The organism is Paenibacillus flagellatus (genome assembly GCF_003217775.1).
Classification (GTDB): Bacteria; Bacillota; Bacilli; order Paenibacillales; family NBRC-103111; genus Paenibacillus_AB; species Paenibacillus_AB flagellatus.
Genome location: NZ_QJVJ01000011.1, coordinates 165511 through 179221, shown reverse-complemented (window position 1 = coordinate 179221; position 13711 = coordinate 165511). Strand labels below are relative to the sequence as shown.

Below are 13711 nucleotides of genomic sequence, written 5' to 3'. Positions count from 1 at the left end.
GCATCGGACGCGCCTGTCCGAGACGAAGCGGGCTTCCTTCCGCTTCGCAGGGCGGGCGTTCGCCCATGCCCCTTTCATCGGGGAGGTTAATAAGGAGGAGAGCACGATGAGGAGAACGATTCCCATCTGGTTGTCAATGGCGCTTTTGTTCGGGCTGTTCACGAGTGCTATGCCGCTAGCGGCAGCCGAGGAGGGGCGGACGGACGACGGCGCTTCCCCGGCGGATTCGGTTTCGCGGTCCGTTTATGAAACCGTTCCCAATATCGTCCTGCACACGGCCGACGATTCCCGGGTCGGCGTCAATTTGGCCGTGCATAAAGCGGTATACGCCTCGGGCAGCGAAGTGGAATGGCTCGGTCCGGCCAATGCCGTCGACGGCAACGGCAGCACGAGATGGTCGTCCGCCCTGCAGGACGATCAATGGTTCTATGTCGACCTCGGCGCGGCATTTACGATCAACCGTGTCGTCTTGAAGTGGCAGACGCCCGCCAGCAAATACAAGCTGTACGTTTCGACCGATGCGGAGCATTGGACGAACGTCCTCGGCGGCGATGCCGAAATCGTGTGCAGAGGCGGGACGGAAACGGTCGATTTCGACGACGTGCAAGCGCGGTACGTCAAATTTCAAGGTGTGAAGCGGGCGCCGGTGGACGGCATTTATTACGGCTATTCGTTCTTCGAGTTCGAAGTGTACGATGCCGGCGACCTGCCCAAAATCGTGAAGGGCATTACCCGAATACCGCCAATCGCGCAAGGTCAGACGAAAATCGTCTTGCCCGACGTACCCGAGGGCTACACCGTGTCCGTATACGGCAGCGACCGCCTGCCCGTCATCGACCGGGAAGGGAACGTTCACGCGCCGCTCGTCGATACGAACGTCAATCTGCTGTTCCAAGTGGAGAAGACGAACGATCCCGGCCAAAAGGGTGTGACCGGCAACGTTCCGGTCTTCGTTCCGGGACGATATACGCAGACGGACGATCGGAACGTGGAGCCGAAGGTCGTCCCTTCGCTGCGCGAATGGTACGGCCGGACCGGCGATTTCACACTGACCCCCGCTTCGCGGATCGTGGTCGAGCCGGCGGATCGGGACGCCCTGCGCAAGGCGGCGGAGCAAACGAAGGAAGATTTGCGGGATATCGCGAACGTCGATGCGGCAATCGTCTACGGCTCCCCGCAGCCGGGGGACTTGTATTTGTCGATCGACGATACGCTGGGCTCGCTCGGACATGAAGGATACGTCTTCGATGTCGACGATCACGTCGCGATTGCGTCGTCCGACGCGACGGGCGTCTTTTTCGGGACGAGAACGGCACTGCAAATCTTGAAGCAGGATGGACGGCATGCCCGAATTCCGAAAGGGACGGCGAGGGACTACCCGAAGTACGAAATGCGCGGGCTCATGATCGACGTGGCCCGGAAGTTTTACACGATCGACTTTTTGAGACAGTACGTCAAGCTGCTGTCGTGGTACAAGATGAACCATTTTCAAATTCATCTGAACGACGATGTGGGGACGCCGTTCTTGGACGGCACGACTGCGGCTTACCGGCTGGAGAGCGAGACGTACCCGGGGCTTGCGAGCAAGAACGGGTTTTACACCAAAGCGGAGTTCCGCGATCTGCAGCGGCTCGGCGCGGATTACGGCGTCAACGTCGTGCCGGAGATCGATACGCCGGGCCATTCCCGAGCGTTCACCGCGTTCGATCCTTCGCTCGGTACCGGTCCGCATCTCGACATTACGAGGCCGAAGACGGTCGAGTTCGTCAAAAGCTTGTTCGACGAATATATCGACGGCGACAATCCGACCTTCATCGGCCCCGACGTCCATATCGGCACGGACGAATATTGGGGCAGCGACAAAGAAGTGTTCCGCGGCTACATGGACACGCTCATCCGGCATATCGACGACAAGGGCAAGCGTCCCCACCTGTGGGGCGGCATGACGGAGTACAACGGGACGACGCCCGTAAGCAACCGGGCCGCGATGAACGTTTGGCACGTACCCTACGGGGATGCCCGGCAGGCGATCGATCTCGGCTACGACATCATCAACACCGAGAACAGCTATATGTACCTTGTCCCCCGCTTGTTCAAAGAATATATGGACCCGAAGTTCATGTACGAGAAATGGGAGCCGAACGTGTTTAGCGATACGACGCTGCCGTACGGCCATCCGAAGCTGAAGGGCGCCATGATCGCGCTTTGGAACGACATTTCGGACGCGAGCGGGTTGTCCATGGACGATTCCCACGACCGGCTGTTTCCCGCCGTGCAGGTGTTGTCCGAGAAAATGTGGACGGGAAGCCGGGAGGACGCCGACTACAACGCGTACGCGGCAGCGGCGGCGCGGATCGGGGAGGCGCCGAACGCGAACATTTCCCGCAAGCTGCAAGTCTCGAACGAAGACGGCAGCGTCATCCGGTACCGGTTCGAGAACGGCTTCGCCGACGAATCCGGCAACGGCTATGCCGGGGAAGGCAAGAACGTATCGGTGACGGACGGAAAATTCGGCAAAGGCGTGCGTTTGAACGGAGGAGAAAGCTACGTCCAAACGCCGCTGGAAGCGTTGGGCTTCGGGTGGACGGCGTCCATGTGGGTGAAGCCGGACGCCGACAATCCGGACGATGCGGTGCTGCTCGAATCGCCCGTCGGCCAAGTGAAGCTGAAGCAAGGGACGTCCGGGAAGCTCGGCTTCTCCAAGGAGCATTATCACAGCACGTTCCAATACGAGGTACCGGCGGAGCGATGGACGCATTTGCTGCTGACGGGAGACAACAAAGGCGTGTCGCTGTACGTCAACGGAAACGAATACGTGGAGAAATTGTGGGTCACGAACGGTGCTACTCCCCGGATCGATACGCTGGTGCTGCCGATTGGCAAAATCGGAAGCGCCACCCGTTCCTTCAAGGGCGTCGTCGACAATGTGACGGTGTACAACAAGGCGGTCAGCTTCGACGGCAACAACTTGGCGCTGAACAAGCGGGCGGAATCGTCGGCGAACGAGGCGCCCCACCTATCCGCGGATCAGGCCGTCGACGGGAATGCGGGCACCCGGTGGGCGAGCGCCTTTGCGGACGATCAATGGTTCCTCGTCGATCTCGGCGGACGGCAGCCGATCAACAGCGTCGTGATCAAGTGGGAAAATGCGTTCGCCAAAACGTACAAGCTTTACGTATCCGACGACGGCGAGCAATGGCGCAACGTAAAAGCCGACGACGGGGCGGTCGAAGGCAAGGGCGGGGTCGAGACGATTGCGTTCGCCCCGACGGAAGCCCGATACGTCAAGCTTCAAGGAATCGAAAGAGGGACGATTTACGGTTATTCGATATTCGAATTCGAAGTGTACGGACAAGGCGTATGGGGCGACTATGTGGAGCTGGCTCGCGAAGCGGAAGCTATGCTCGCTTCGGGCCAAGGCGACGCCGGGCTAAGAAACCGGGTGCAGGATATGCTGGACCGGTTCCCGTACGACTACGAAAGCTCGATCGGCAAGCTGCGGGAGCTCGTCGTTCTGCTGCAGGAATCGATCGACCGCGAGAACGACAAGACGCCTCCGGTGACGACGGCGGCCGTAACGCCTCCGCAGCCGGACGGGCGAAACGGCTGGTACGTCCGCCCCGCAACCGTCGCGATGTCCGCCCAAGACGACCGGTCCGGCATCGGCCGAACGGAATACAGCGCGGACGGGGGAACGAGCTGGCGGCCGTATACGGGCCCGATCGTGCTCGCAACGGACGGCGTGCATGACTTGTTGTACCGTTCCGCGGACAAGGCCGGCAACTTGGAGGCGGCGAAGTCCGTTCTCGTTCGCATTGACCGGACGGCTCCGACGATCGCCGCGACCGCGAACGGCGTTCCGTTGACGGAGGGGGCCGGCTTCCTCGACGGCGAACCGCTCGTGCTGGAGGCGCAAGCCGCCGATCCGGCGTCCGGCGTCGCCGGGGTCGCGGTTACGGTGGACGGACAGCGTTACGTGCCGGGCACGCCGCTGCTGCTGGCGGGCCGCTTGGGAGCGCATGAGGTGCGCATCGAAGCGACGGATGACGCCGGCAACGTTTCCCGGACCGTAATATCCTTCACCATGCGGACGAGCATCGCCTCGATGGAGCGGCTGTCGGACGTTTATTTCGAATCCGGCGACATAAGCGGATCGCTGCGCGACAAGCTGTCCCGCAGCTTGGACGCCGCGGCGAAGCACGAGCGGAACGGCAAGCTCAAGCAGGCCGCCACGGCGATGCGGGATGTGGTGAAGCGGCTCGACAAGGCGGACGGGAGCGATGCGGTTTCCGAAGCGGCTCGTACCGCCCTGCTCGCCGATGCCAACGCGCTGATTCCAGCGTGGACCGGCGGCGAAGCCGAATCGGAGCCGGACGCGGCCTCCGCAGACGCCGACTGAGCGAGCCCATACGATTCCGTCGAAACCGACCTTCCCCGAGGTCGGTTTCGACGTTATCGGGGAGCGCCTTCAGCGGCGGGGGACGTCTTCTTGTTGCCGATCGCCACCTGCACCGCGATCATGACGAGCGCGGCGACGGCCAAGCCCGCGAAGGCCGGCGCGAACCCTCCCGATACGTCCTGCAGCCAACCGACGAACAGCGGACCGAGCGAGCCGAACATATACCCTCCCGATTGGACCATGGCCGACCAGGCGTTGGCCGCTTCCGCGTGGCTAGTCTCCTCGATCGGCAGCATCAGCGCGATCGGGAACAGTCCGCCCGCGCCTACGCCGAGCAAAACCCCGGCCGCCCACGGATTGCCGGAAAGCAGAATGTCGATCAATCCGGCCAATTCGAACAGCGTGCTGCCAACCAGCCAATACATACGCTTCGGAAAGCGGGCGATCAGCAGCGGAATGAGCAGGCTGACCGGAATTTGAATGAAGGTAAACAGCGTCAGAACGGCGCCGGCAAACCGTTTGTCGTACCCCGCGCTCTCGATAGCGGGCGCCAGCCACGCCGTGATCGAATAAAAGAGGAACGCCATCAGTCCGAAATAGGCCGTCAGCAGCCAAGCGCGTTTATCGGCCAGCGGAAGACGTCCGGCGGCCGAGAAGCCGCCCGTCCGCTTGGACCGGTTCGCTTTTTCCTTCCAGGCAAGAGGTCCCCACAGGACGAGCGCGAGCAGGGCAAGCGCCGACCAGGAGGCGAGGGCGGCTTGCCACGAGCCGTTCATCGCCGTTTGGACGGAAACGGACAAGCCGGCGCTCGCCGCGGCCCCGATGACGAGCGACATGGAGTACATGCCGACGAAGAGCGGGGCTTTGCCGGAGAAATGCTTCTTGATGAAGCCGGACAGCAAAGGGCCGGACACGGCGATTCCGATACCGGCGGCAAAGGAGGTGAAGAGCAGCGCGAGCGTCGAATCGGCAAAAAGCCGGGCGACCGTCGCCAGCCCGATCAGCGCCAGCGCGTACGCGATCGTGCGCTCGATTCCCCACCGCCGGCTCCACTTCACGGCCGTCGGTGCGAAAACACCCATGCACAGGACGGGGATCGACGTCAACAAGCTCGCGGCCGAGCCGCTCATGCCGAGATGGTCCCGAATCGTGACGAGCAAGGGTGAAACGGACGTAATGGCCGGCCGCAAATTCAAGGATGCGACAATGAGCGCGAGCGCCAAATATACATATCTCATAAGAAGTCCTCCCCGAATGGCTGTTTTTTGTTGTTTCAGTGTATAGCGGTTTCGGGGATTGATCAATATAATGAAAACTATAATGATCATTAATTTTCCTAATGAACGGGGCGAGCAGCTTTGGATATTCGGCAGTTGGAATATTTTATCGCGGTGAGCGAGGAGCTGCATTTTACGAAGGCGGCCGAGAGGCTGGGCGTCACACAGCCGACGCTGAGCTTGCAGATCAAGGCGTTGGAGGAGGAGCTTCGCGTGACGCTGTTCGACCGGATCGGCAAAAAAATCGCGCTGACGGAAGCGGGCGCCCTTTTCCTGGAGCATAGCGCGCAAATCGTGCGCGATCTCCAAAACGCGAAAGATTCGATCAACGACTTGCGGGAATACCGGCGCGGCTCGTTGACCGTGGGGGCATTACCTTCCGATCTGGATTACCGGATCGCCGATCTGCTGATCGACTATCATGCCGCTTACCCGAATATTAAGCTGAAAATCGTCACTTCGATCGAGATCGCGAATCAAGTGCTGGGGAACGAGGTGGATATCGGCATCGGCATGATGCCCGTATACGACGACCGGCTCGTGGCCGTCCCGTTGCGCCGGGAAGAGTACGTAGTGGTCGTATCCGAGCGGCATCCGTTGGCGGACCTGGAATCGATCGAATTGGAGCGGCTGCGCCACATTCCGACGGTCATGTATCCTCTCGGTTATATCGGCAGGGAGCAGGTGGAGGTGGAGTGCCGCCGGCGCGGCTTTACGCTGCAGACGATTATGGAGACGAGCTCGGCGACATCGCTGATCCGGCTCGTGAAGGCGAACGTCGCGGCGACCGTTCAGCCCGGGCCGCTGATCGAAACGATGAACGACCCGGCTCTGCGCTGCATCCGGATCGCCGACGGGGCGCCGAGCCGGGAAATCGGTATCATCTACCGGGTGGACCGCTATTTGGGGCATGCGGCCCGCGCCTTTATCGACAAGACGATCCGCCATTTCAAGCGTCCGTAATGACGCTGCCGGCTCCGGGCGCAATGGCGGCGAAGCCGGCCATATGGCGCTCTTGGAACAGGCTCGGCCTGCCGCCGCCGACGAGCAGGACGTTTCTCAAGCCGGCGGAACGGCCGGGCGTGGCGAACGCCTTCGTATACGGATAGGAGGCGCCGAGCGTCGCGTGCAGATCGTCGATAAGCGGGTCGCGGCCGTTTTTGCCGAACGCGTTGACGACGATCGCCCCATGCGGAGCGAGCTTCTCTTTCGTCAGCTCGAAAAAGGCGCGGGAGGTCAAGTGGCGGGGGGTTCCTCTATCGGTAAACGCATCCAACACGATGAAGTCGAAGGCGCCGGGGCGTTCGCCGGCGAGCAGCAGGCGCCCGTCGCCGACGGTCACATTGTCGAGACGATAGCCGAAGTAGAGGCGGCTCACTTCCGCGACCCGGGCGTCCAGCTCGGCGACCCGGAACCGTTTGTCCGAAAAATGGGAGGCGATCGTTCCGATCCCGTGTCCGACGACGAAGGCGTCCTCGAACGCCGGATTGTTCGTCTTCATCAGGTGGATGATCGCCCGCTGGTATTCGAGCAGGACGCGATCGGGCTTATTCAAGTCGATCGCGCCCTGGATGGCCGCTTCCGAAAACTGCAGCACGCGGAAGCGGCCTTTCTCGCCGTCCAGCTCCGCCGTGTCGTAGACGGTGATTTCGCATTCGTCGCCGAATTCCTTGTACAGCACATGCACGGCTATCGGGCTCCTTCGTCCAGAGGTTCCGGTCGGCGACCGGCGGTTACGGCATGAGGGCGTACAGGACGCCGTCCCGCAGCACGACTTCGTACGAGGCGAGCTTGGCGCTCGGTACGTTATGGCAGCGGCCGGTATCGGCTTCGAACGTCCAGCCGTGCATCGGGCATACGAATTCGCCGTCCTCCAGCTCCACCATGGCGCCCGCATGCGGGCATACGCGGGAAAACAGCTTATAGCCGTCGTTGTCGACGAGATAGTAGCGGTCCCGGTCCAACCGGACTTCCGCGGGCAGCGATGCGTATCGGTCGATCGGACCGATCTCGATTTCGTTCATGATTCGGATCTCCTTTTCGGGTAAGGCTCGGGTTGCTTCGGAGCCGTCTCGTTCACTTGCTTCAGCAGCTTCTTCATCGCGGAGTTCAAAGCGCCGATTTCCTCCGGCGTCATGCCCGCGGAGGCGAGCAGCGATTCCGGGATGCACACCGCCCTATCGCGGAGCGACTCGCCTTCGGCGGTAATCCGTACGACGACGATCCGCTCGTCTTCGGTAGCGCGGCGGCGTTCGATCAGGTTCGCCGCCTCCATCCGCTTCAGCATCGGCGTCAACGTCCCCGAATCGAGGTCGAGCAGCTCGCCCAGCTCCTTCACCGTGCTTTGCCGCCGTTCCCACAGGACGAGCAAAACCAAATATTGCGGGTACGTCAAATGCAGCTCGTCCAGATGCGGCCTGTACATCCGCAAAATGGCCCGCGAGCAGGCGTACAGCGAAAAGCATAAATGGTCATCGAGCTTGACGAAATCGTCCGCAGCCGACATGTCGATCCCCTCTCCGCGCAATGAATCGCGAGCAACTTAATTTGATCAAATTATACGTCAAGGCGTTCGGCTCGGTCAAACGAGCAAGGGATACATTTGATCCGATTAGGTTTTGCGAAATTAAATGGTTGACAATACATATTGCTCGGAGTATGATTGCCGCAAGAAAGATTTTGCACAACTAAATTGTTCGAAACTTTTTTGAGGCGAGGAGGAATCCGTATGGTGTACAACACGATCATAATCGGTACCGGACCGGCCGGCTTGACCGCCGCCATCTATTTGGGCAGGGCGAACTTGAACCCGCTCGTGATCGAAGGGATCCAGCCGGGCGGACAGCTGACGACGACGACGGAGGTCGAAAATTTCCCCGGCTTCCCCGAAGGCGTGACGGGGCCGGAGCTGATGGACAACATGAGGAAGCAGGCGGAACGGTTCGGCGCGACGTTTCGTTCCGGCACCGTCGTACGCGTGGACGCGTCGCGGCGCCCCTTCACCCTGGTACTGGAAGGAGGAGCCGAGCTGAAAGCCGAGACGCTGATCGTCTCGACCGGCGCATCCGCGAAAAAGCTCGGCATCCCGAACGAGCTCGAACATATCGGCAGAGGGGTCAGCACGTGCGCCACCTGCGACGGCTTCTTCTTCCGCGGCAAAAAAGTCGTCGTTGTCGGCGGCGGCGATACGGCGATGGAGGAAGCGCATTTCTTGAGCCGGTTCGCAAGCGAGGTGTTCGTCGTGCATCGCCGCAGCGAGCTGAAAGCTTCCCGGATTATGCAGGAACGCGCGCAAGCCAATGGCAAAATCCGCTGGCTGCTCGATCGGACGCCGCTCGAAGTGGAGGCCGGCGACAAAGGCGTAACGGGGCTCAAAGTGGTCCGCAACGACACCGGACTTCCGGAAACGATCGAAGCGGACGGCATTTTCCTCGCCATCGGCCATACGCCGAATACGGCGTTCCTCGACGGCCAGTTGGAAACGGACGAGCTGGGCTACCTGCAAGTGAAGGCGGGGACGTCCGAGACGAGCGTGCCGGGCATTTTCGCCTGCGGCGACGTGCAGGACCGCCATTACCGTCAAGCGATCACATCGGCGGGCAGCGGCTGTATCGCCGCGCTCGATTGCGAGCGGTTTTTGACGGCGGAAGCGGTGTGAACCGGTGAATTCGAAGACAACGTACGGGAAAGAACGGTTGTCAAACGAACTTTCCCGTTTCGCGTTGCCGGCGTTATGATACAATACGGCTGACTATGTAACGGCCAATGAAAGGGAGGTGTCGACGATGTGCAGTATGATCCGGTATTTGGCGGAAATCGTACGTACGATCAAATTTGCGAATGCGCGTAGCGGGAGAAGTATGCCCTTTTCCGGATATACGGACCGGCACATCCTTGCGCCTCTCGGACGGGTTTGATCGATAACGGCCGCCGCCCTTCGCGGATCGTTCTCATCCGAAGCTATGGAGTGCCGCTCCATAGCTTTTTATTTGATGCGCAAAGGATGAGATCGATGAAAGGGACAAAGCTAGCCGCCAACATTCCGCTGTTCTACCTCTATAAAGCGTTCAGCTCGTTCATCCTGGACCGGGCGATCTGGATGCTGTTTTTGCTGTCCGAAGGCTTCTCGCTGTCGCAAATCGCGCTGCTCGAGTCGGCTTATCACTGCACCTCCTTTTTGCTGGAGGTGCCGACGGGGTACGTCGCCGACCGTTACGGGAAACGGGCGAGCATGCTCGTCGCCGAGCTGATCGGCGTCGTATCGTCGGGACTGCTGCTGTGGAGCGGCCATGGGTCGATCGTCGTCGCCGGTTTCTTGCTAGGGGCGGTCGTGGGGACGTTCCGATCCGGGGCGACAAGCGCTTGGATTTACGAGACGTACCGCCAGCTTGGAAAAGAAGGCGACTTCAAGCGGGCGAACTCCCGGCTGTCCGCCGTATCGCTCGTCGCGCTCGGCTTGAGCGGCGTGGCGGGCGGCGCCTTGTCCGCCGTCGATTGGGCTTGGGTGTACGCCGGCAATACGGCGCTGTGCTTGTTGACGGTCGTCACGCTGCTGCTGGCGACGGAGCCGCGCCCCGAAGCGGACGAGGCGGATGGAGCGAATAACGCGAATGCGGGCGGAGGCGGCGTATCGGCCTATTCGTTTCGGAAGCAGCTGGCGGTCGGCTTCGCGTTCGGCCGATCGGACCGGCACTTCGCCGCGCTTTGCGTATACGGCGCGGTATTGTATGCCATGTCGTGGTCGATCGCCTTCTACAGCCAGGTCGTATTTCGCGATACCGGTCTGAACAACGGATGGATCGGCACGATCAACGGGATCGAAACCTGGGTGTCCGCGGCGGCTGCGGCCGTCGCATTCGTCGGCGAGCGCCGGCTGGGGAAGAGAGGCTCGATTGTCGTATCCGGCATCGGCTTCGCGGCCGGCTTGGCGATGTTCGTTCTGGCCCGGGACGCGGGCGCGGCGATCGCGGCTTACTTGCTCATGGCGGTTTTCGTCAGCTACTTGGAGCCTCTTCTGGAGGCGTATATGAACGAGCGGCTCCCTTCGCCGATCCGGGCGACGATGCTGTCTTTTTTCAGCATGGCGATTTCGATCGGGATGATGGCGACGTTTTCCGCGATCGGCTTTTTGGCCGACCGGATCGGCGTGTCCGCCGCTCTCCAAATCGCGTTGGTCGTTTGGCTGCCGCTTTGCCTCGCCGCGATGCGGCTGGCGGTCAAGCGTTGACGCGAATTGACACGATGCGGGGAATAATGGTATAAGAGTAACAACGATAGTTGAGCAAGGCGAAGAAGGGAATCAGTAGCGATCATCCCCGTGTTCCAGAGAGCCGGCGTTCGGTGCGAGCCGGTACACGCATGAACCGCGAATTACGTCCCGGAGCTTCCCGTGCCGAAACCGCCGTCCGGCGGAAGGCCGGGACGGTGTCGGCCGTTATCCGAATCGAGAGGAGAGGGCGTGCGAAGCGCCGTCTCAAGCAGGGTGGTACCGCGATGACTCGTCCCTTTGCCGGGGACGGGTCTTTTTTGTGCGCCAAAAAACGATGACGAGGAGTGGCAATGCAAATGAGCGAACGAACCGTAACGGACCAAGGACTGCTGGAGGATCTCGAGTACCGCGGTCTCGTCTACCAAATGACCGACCGGGAAGGGCTGAAGGAGAAGCTGGCGAAGGAGCGGGTCGTCCTGTACTGCGGCTTCGACCCGACGGCGGACAGCCTCCATATCGGCAGCCTGCTGCCGATTTTGTGCCTGCGGCGGTTTCAGCAGGCCGGACATTTTTCGATCGCGCTCGTCGGCGGCGGCACGGGGCTGATCGGCGACCCGAGCGGCCGGTCAACCGAACGGTCCTTGAATACGGCCGATACGGTGGCGCAATGGACGGACAGCTTGAAGCGCCAGTTGTCGCGGTTTCTCGATTTCGATCGCGCCGACAATCCGGCGAAGCTCGTCAGCAACTACGATTGGCTCGCCCCGTTGGACGCAATTTCGTTTTTGCGCGACGTCGGCAAAAACTTCACGGTCAACTATATGCTGGCGAAGGATTCCGTCGATTCGCGGCTCGCGAACGGCATTTCGTTCACCGAGTTCAGCTATATGATTTTGCAGGCGTACGACTTCCATAAGCTGCACCAGGATCACGGCTGCTCGCTTCAGCTCGGCGGCAGCGACCAATGGGGCAACATTACGGCCGGGCTCGACCTGATCGGCAAAATGGGCGGCGGCGACGCTTACGGCATGACGATGCCGCTCGTCACGAAGAGCGACGGCAAAAAATTCGGCAAATCCGAGTCGGGCGCCATCTGGCTGGACCGGAGCAAGACGTCGGCGTACCAGTTTTACCAGTTCTGGATCAATACGGACGATAACGACGTCGTCAAGTTCCTGAAATATTTCACGTTCCTGACGCGCGAGCAGATCGAAGCGCTCGAGACGGAAGTGAGGGAGCGGCCGGAGCAGCGGGCGGCGCAGCGCGAGCTCGCCCGCGAGGTGACGCGGCTCGTGCACGGCGACGAGGCCGTCGAAAGCGCCGAGAACATTACGCGGGCGCTGTTCTCCGGCGACGTTACGACTCTTAGCGAGGCGGAGCTTGTCGAGGCGCTGCAGGATATGCCGACGACGGTCGTCAGCGGCCAGTCGGAGATCGGGCTGATCGATCTGCTGCTGGCGGCGCAGGCGGCGCCTTCCCGCCGCCAGGCGAAGCAGGACATCGAAAGCGGCGCCGTCTACGTGAACGGGGAACGGCTGACCGGCATCGACACCGCCATTACGGCGGCCCATCGGCTGCACGGACGGTACGTCGTTCTGCGTAGAGGCAAAAAAAATTATTACCTCGTCCGGTTCGAGTAATCCAAAATTAGGACGACCGGCCGTCCGACGGAAACGTGCAACAGATCGCGCCCGATTGGAAAGCCTATGGGTACAACCACCATACAAGCTTTTCGAAAGGAAAGGTGCGACTGCCCATGAACCGTTTTCTCGTCAAGCTGCTGTTGAACGGCATCGTCGTCGTCCCGTTTTTGCTCGTCTTCACGGAAGCGTCTTTTCTCGAAGCCGCATTGGCCGCCGTCGCGTTGAGCGTCATCGCGTACGTGCTCGGCGATCAGCTCATCCTTCGCCGGACGAACAATACGGTCGCCACGATCGCGGATTTGGGGCTCGCTTACTTGTTTTTTTGGCTCGTGGCCGACTACATGAACTGGTCGCTGTCGGCGACGGAGCTGGCGACGCTCGTGCTCGGCGTCGGCGTCGTCGAGGTGTTTTACCATATGTACCTCAACGCGTCCGATCGCAGGACGGCGGATGAATGAAAATACCGGCTTCACGAGAAAGACCGTTTGCGCGCCGTCATGGGCCGTAAACGGTCTTTCTTGCGTCAAGGAGGGCGAGGAGGGAACGGCTGAGCGCCGGCCGGTCCGTCAGCCGCTTCGCGGATGATGATCGATCCCTTTGTACGCCTGGATGAAGTCGGTAATCCGCTTCTCGTCGAAGGTGTCGAGGCGGTCGATCCGCCCCCAGGCGGTAAGCGTGATCGCGTTCGGCATGTCCGGATACGGATTGACGAGCACGTACCGGGAATAGCGCTTGACCACTTCCTCCAGCTTGGCGACGGTATCGGCGTCGGCGCTGCCGTTGTAATAAATGACGACGCCCGCGTCCTCCAAGTTATGGACGAGAATTTCTTTGGCCACCGGCTCCTTGTGAACGCCCCACGGGGCGATATATTCGACGTGCTGGCCGCTCGTCGGCGGGTCGGTGTTGTACGGCTTATGCGGCGAAGTCGGACTTGCGATGTGCGACTGGTCGGCCATAATGTCGACTTTCTCGCCCGGCTTCGGCGGACGGTTCGCGACGAGCACGGCGATGGCGGCGATCAATAGCGCGGAGCCGCACGTCCAGCCGATTCGGCGGACGAGCCTGCGCCGTTTTTCCCGCTCGGCGCGTCGGGCGGCGGCAAGCTTTTTGTTCGCCGCTTTTTCAGACAACGGTTTGGGTGGGGTCAAGGTCGTTCTCTCCTTTTATACACTACGCAATG

The 13711-nt window shown here is 61.0% G+C and carries 11 protein-coding genes and 1 other annotated feature; of the genes, 6 read left to right on the top strand and 5 right to left on the bottom strand.

Annotated features, from left to right (window positions below; all coding sequences use genetic code 11):
• Positions 1-106: 106 nt before the first annotated feature.
• The gene (locus DLM86_RS23455) at positions 107-4399 is read left to right on the top strand and encodes a discoidin domain-containing protein (protein WP_110842500.1); all 4293 of its coding nucleotides are present in this window, start codon (positions 107-109) and stop codon (positions 4397-4399) included.
• Positions 4400-4452: 53 nt separating this feature from the next.
• Here the strand turns inward: DLM86_RS23455 and DLM86_RS23450 are convergent, their stop codons facing one another.
• Positions 4453-5637, bottom strand: a complete 1185-nt coding sequence (locus tag DLM86_RS23450; RefSeq protein ID WP_110842499.1) for an MFS transporter — start codon at positions 5635-5637, stop codon at positions 4453-4455.
• 120 nt (positions 5638-5757) lie between these two features.
• Here DLM86_RS23450 and DLM86_RS23445 point away from each other — a divergent pair, with 120 nt between their 5' ends.
• The gene (locus tag DLM86_RS23445) at positions 5758-6639 is read left to right on the top strand and encodes a LysR family transcriptional regulator (RefSeq protein WP_110842498.1); all 882 of its coding nucleotides are present in this window, start codon (positions 5758-5760) and stop codon (positions 6637-6639) included.
• On the opposite strand, the gene DLM86_RS23440 is transcribed toward DLM86_RS23445, so the two are convergent.
• Genes DLM86_RS23440 through DLM86_RS23430 form a run of 3 tightly spaced genes read right to left on the bottom strand, consistent with a single transcriptional unit; the run spans position 6626 to position 8182 of the window.
• Positions 6626-7363 (bottom strand): spermidine synthase, encoded by a 738-nt coding sequence (locus tag DLM86_RS23440; RefSeq protein ID WP_110842497.1) that lies wholly within the window; start codon positions 7361-7363, stop codon positions 6626-6628. The genes DLM86_RS23445 and DLM86_RS23440 overlap by 14 nt on opposite strands.
• Before the next feature lie 46 nt (positions 7364-7409).
• Positions 7410-7700, bottom strand: coding sequence for a Rieske (2Fe-2S) protein (locus DLM86_RS23435; protein ID WP_110842496.1), 291 nt, complete (start codon positions 7698-7700; stop codon positions 7410-7412).
• Positions 7697-8182, bottom strand: a complete 486-nt coding sequence (locus DLM86_RS23430) for a MarR family winged helix-turn-helix transcriptional regulator (RefSeq protein WP_110842495.1) — start codon at positions 8180-8182, stop codon at positions 7697-7699. The genes DLM86_RS23435 and DLM86_RS23430 overlap by 4 nt, the downstream gene beginning before the upstream one ends.
• 225 nt (positions 8183-8407) lie before the next feature.
• Here DLM86_RS23430 and trxB point away from each other — a divergent pair, with 225 nt between their 5' ends.
• From trxB to DLM86_RS23410, 4 genes are all read left to right on the top strand, one after another.
• The gene (gene trxB, locus DLM86_RS23425) at positions 8408-9334 is read left to right on the top strand and encodes a thioredoxin-disulfide reductase (RefSeq protein ID WP_110842585.1); all 927 of its coding nucleotides are present in this window, start codon (positions 8408-8410) and stop codon (positions 9332-9334) included.
• A 354-nt stretch (positions 9335-9688) separates the two neighbouring features.
• On the top strand, positions 9689-10903 hold the full coding sequence (locus DLM86_RS23420) for an MFS transporter (RefSeq protein WP_158289628.1): 1215 nt from the start codon (positions 9689-9691) through the stop codon (positions 10901-10903).
• Between the two features lie 53 nt (positions 10904-10956).
• Positions 10957-11185, top strand: a binding site (T-box leader).
• Between the two features lie 56 nt (positions 11186-11241).
• The gene (gene tyrS / locus DLM86_RS23415; RefSeq protein ID WP_110842493.1) at positions 11242-12525 is read left to right on the top strand and encodes a tyrosine--tRNA ligase; all 1284 of its coding nucleotides are present in this window, start codon (positions 11242-11244) and stop codon (positions 12523-12525) included.
• A 116-nt stretch (positions 12526-12641) separates the two neighbouring features.
• The gene (locus DLM86_RS23410) at positions 12642-12986 is read left to right on the top strand and encodes a DUF2512 family protein (RefSeq protein ID WP_110842492.1); all 345 of its coding nucleotides are present in this window, start codon (positions 12642-12644) and stop codon (positions 12984-12986) included.
• Between the two features lie 108 nt (positions 12987-13094).
• Here DLM86_RS23410 and DLM86_RS23405 read toward each other — a convergent pair whose 3' ends face one another.
• On the bottom strand, positions 13095-13679 hold the full coding sequence (locus DLM86_RS23405; protein ID WP_146250275.1) for a thioredoxin-like domain-containing protein: 585 nt from the start codon (positions 13677-13679) through the stop codon (positions 13095-13097).
• Between the last annotated feature and the right edge of the window lie 32 nt (positions 13680-13711).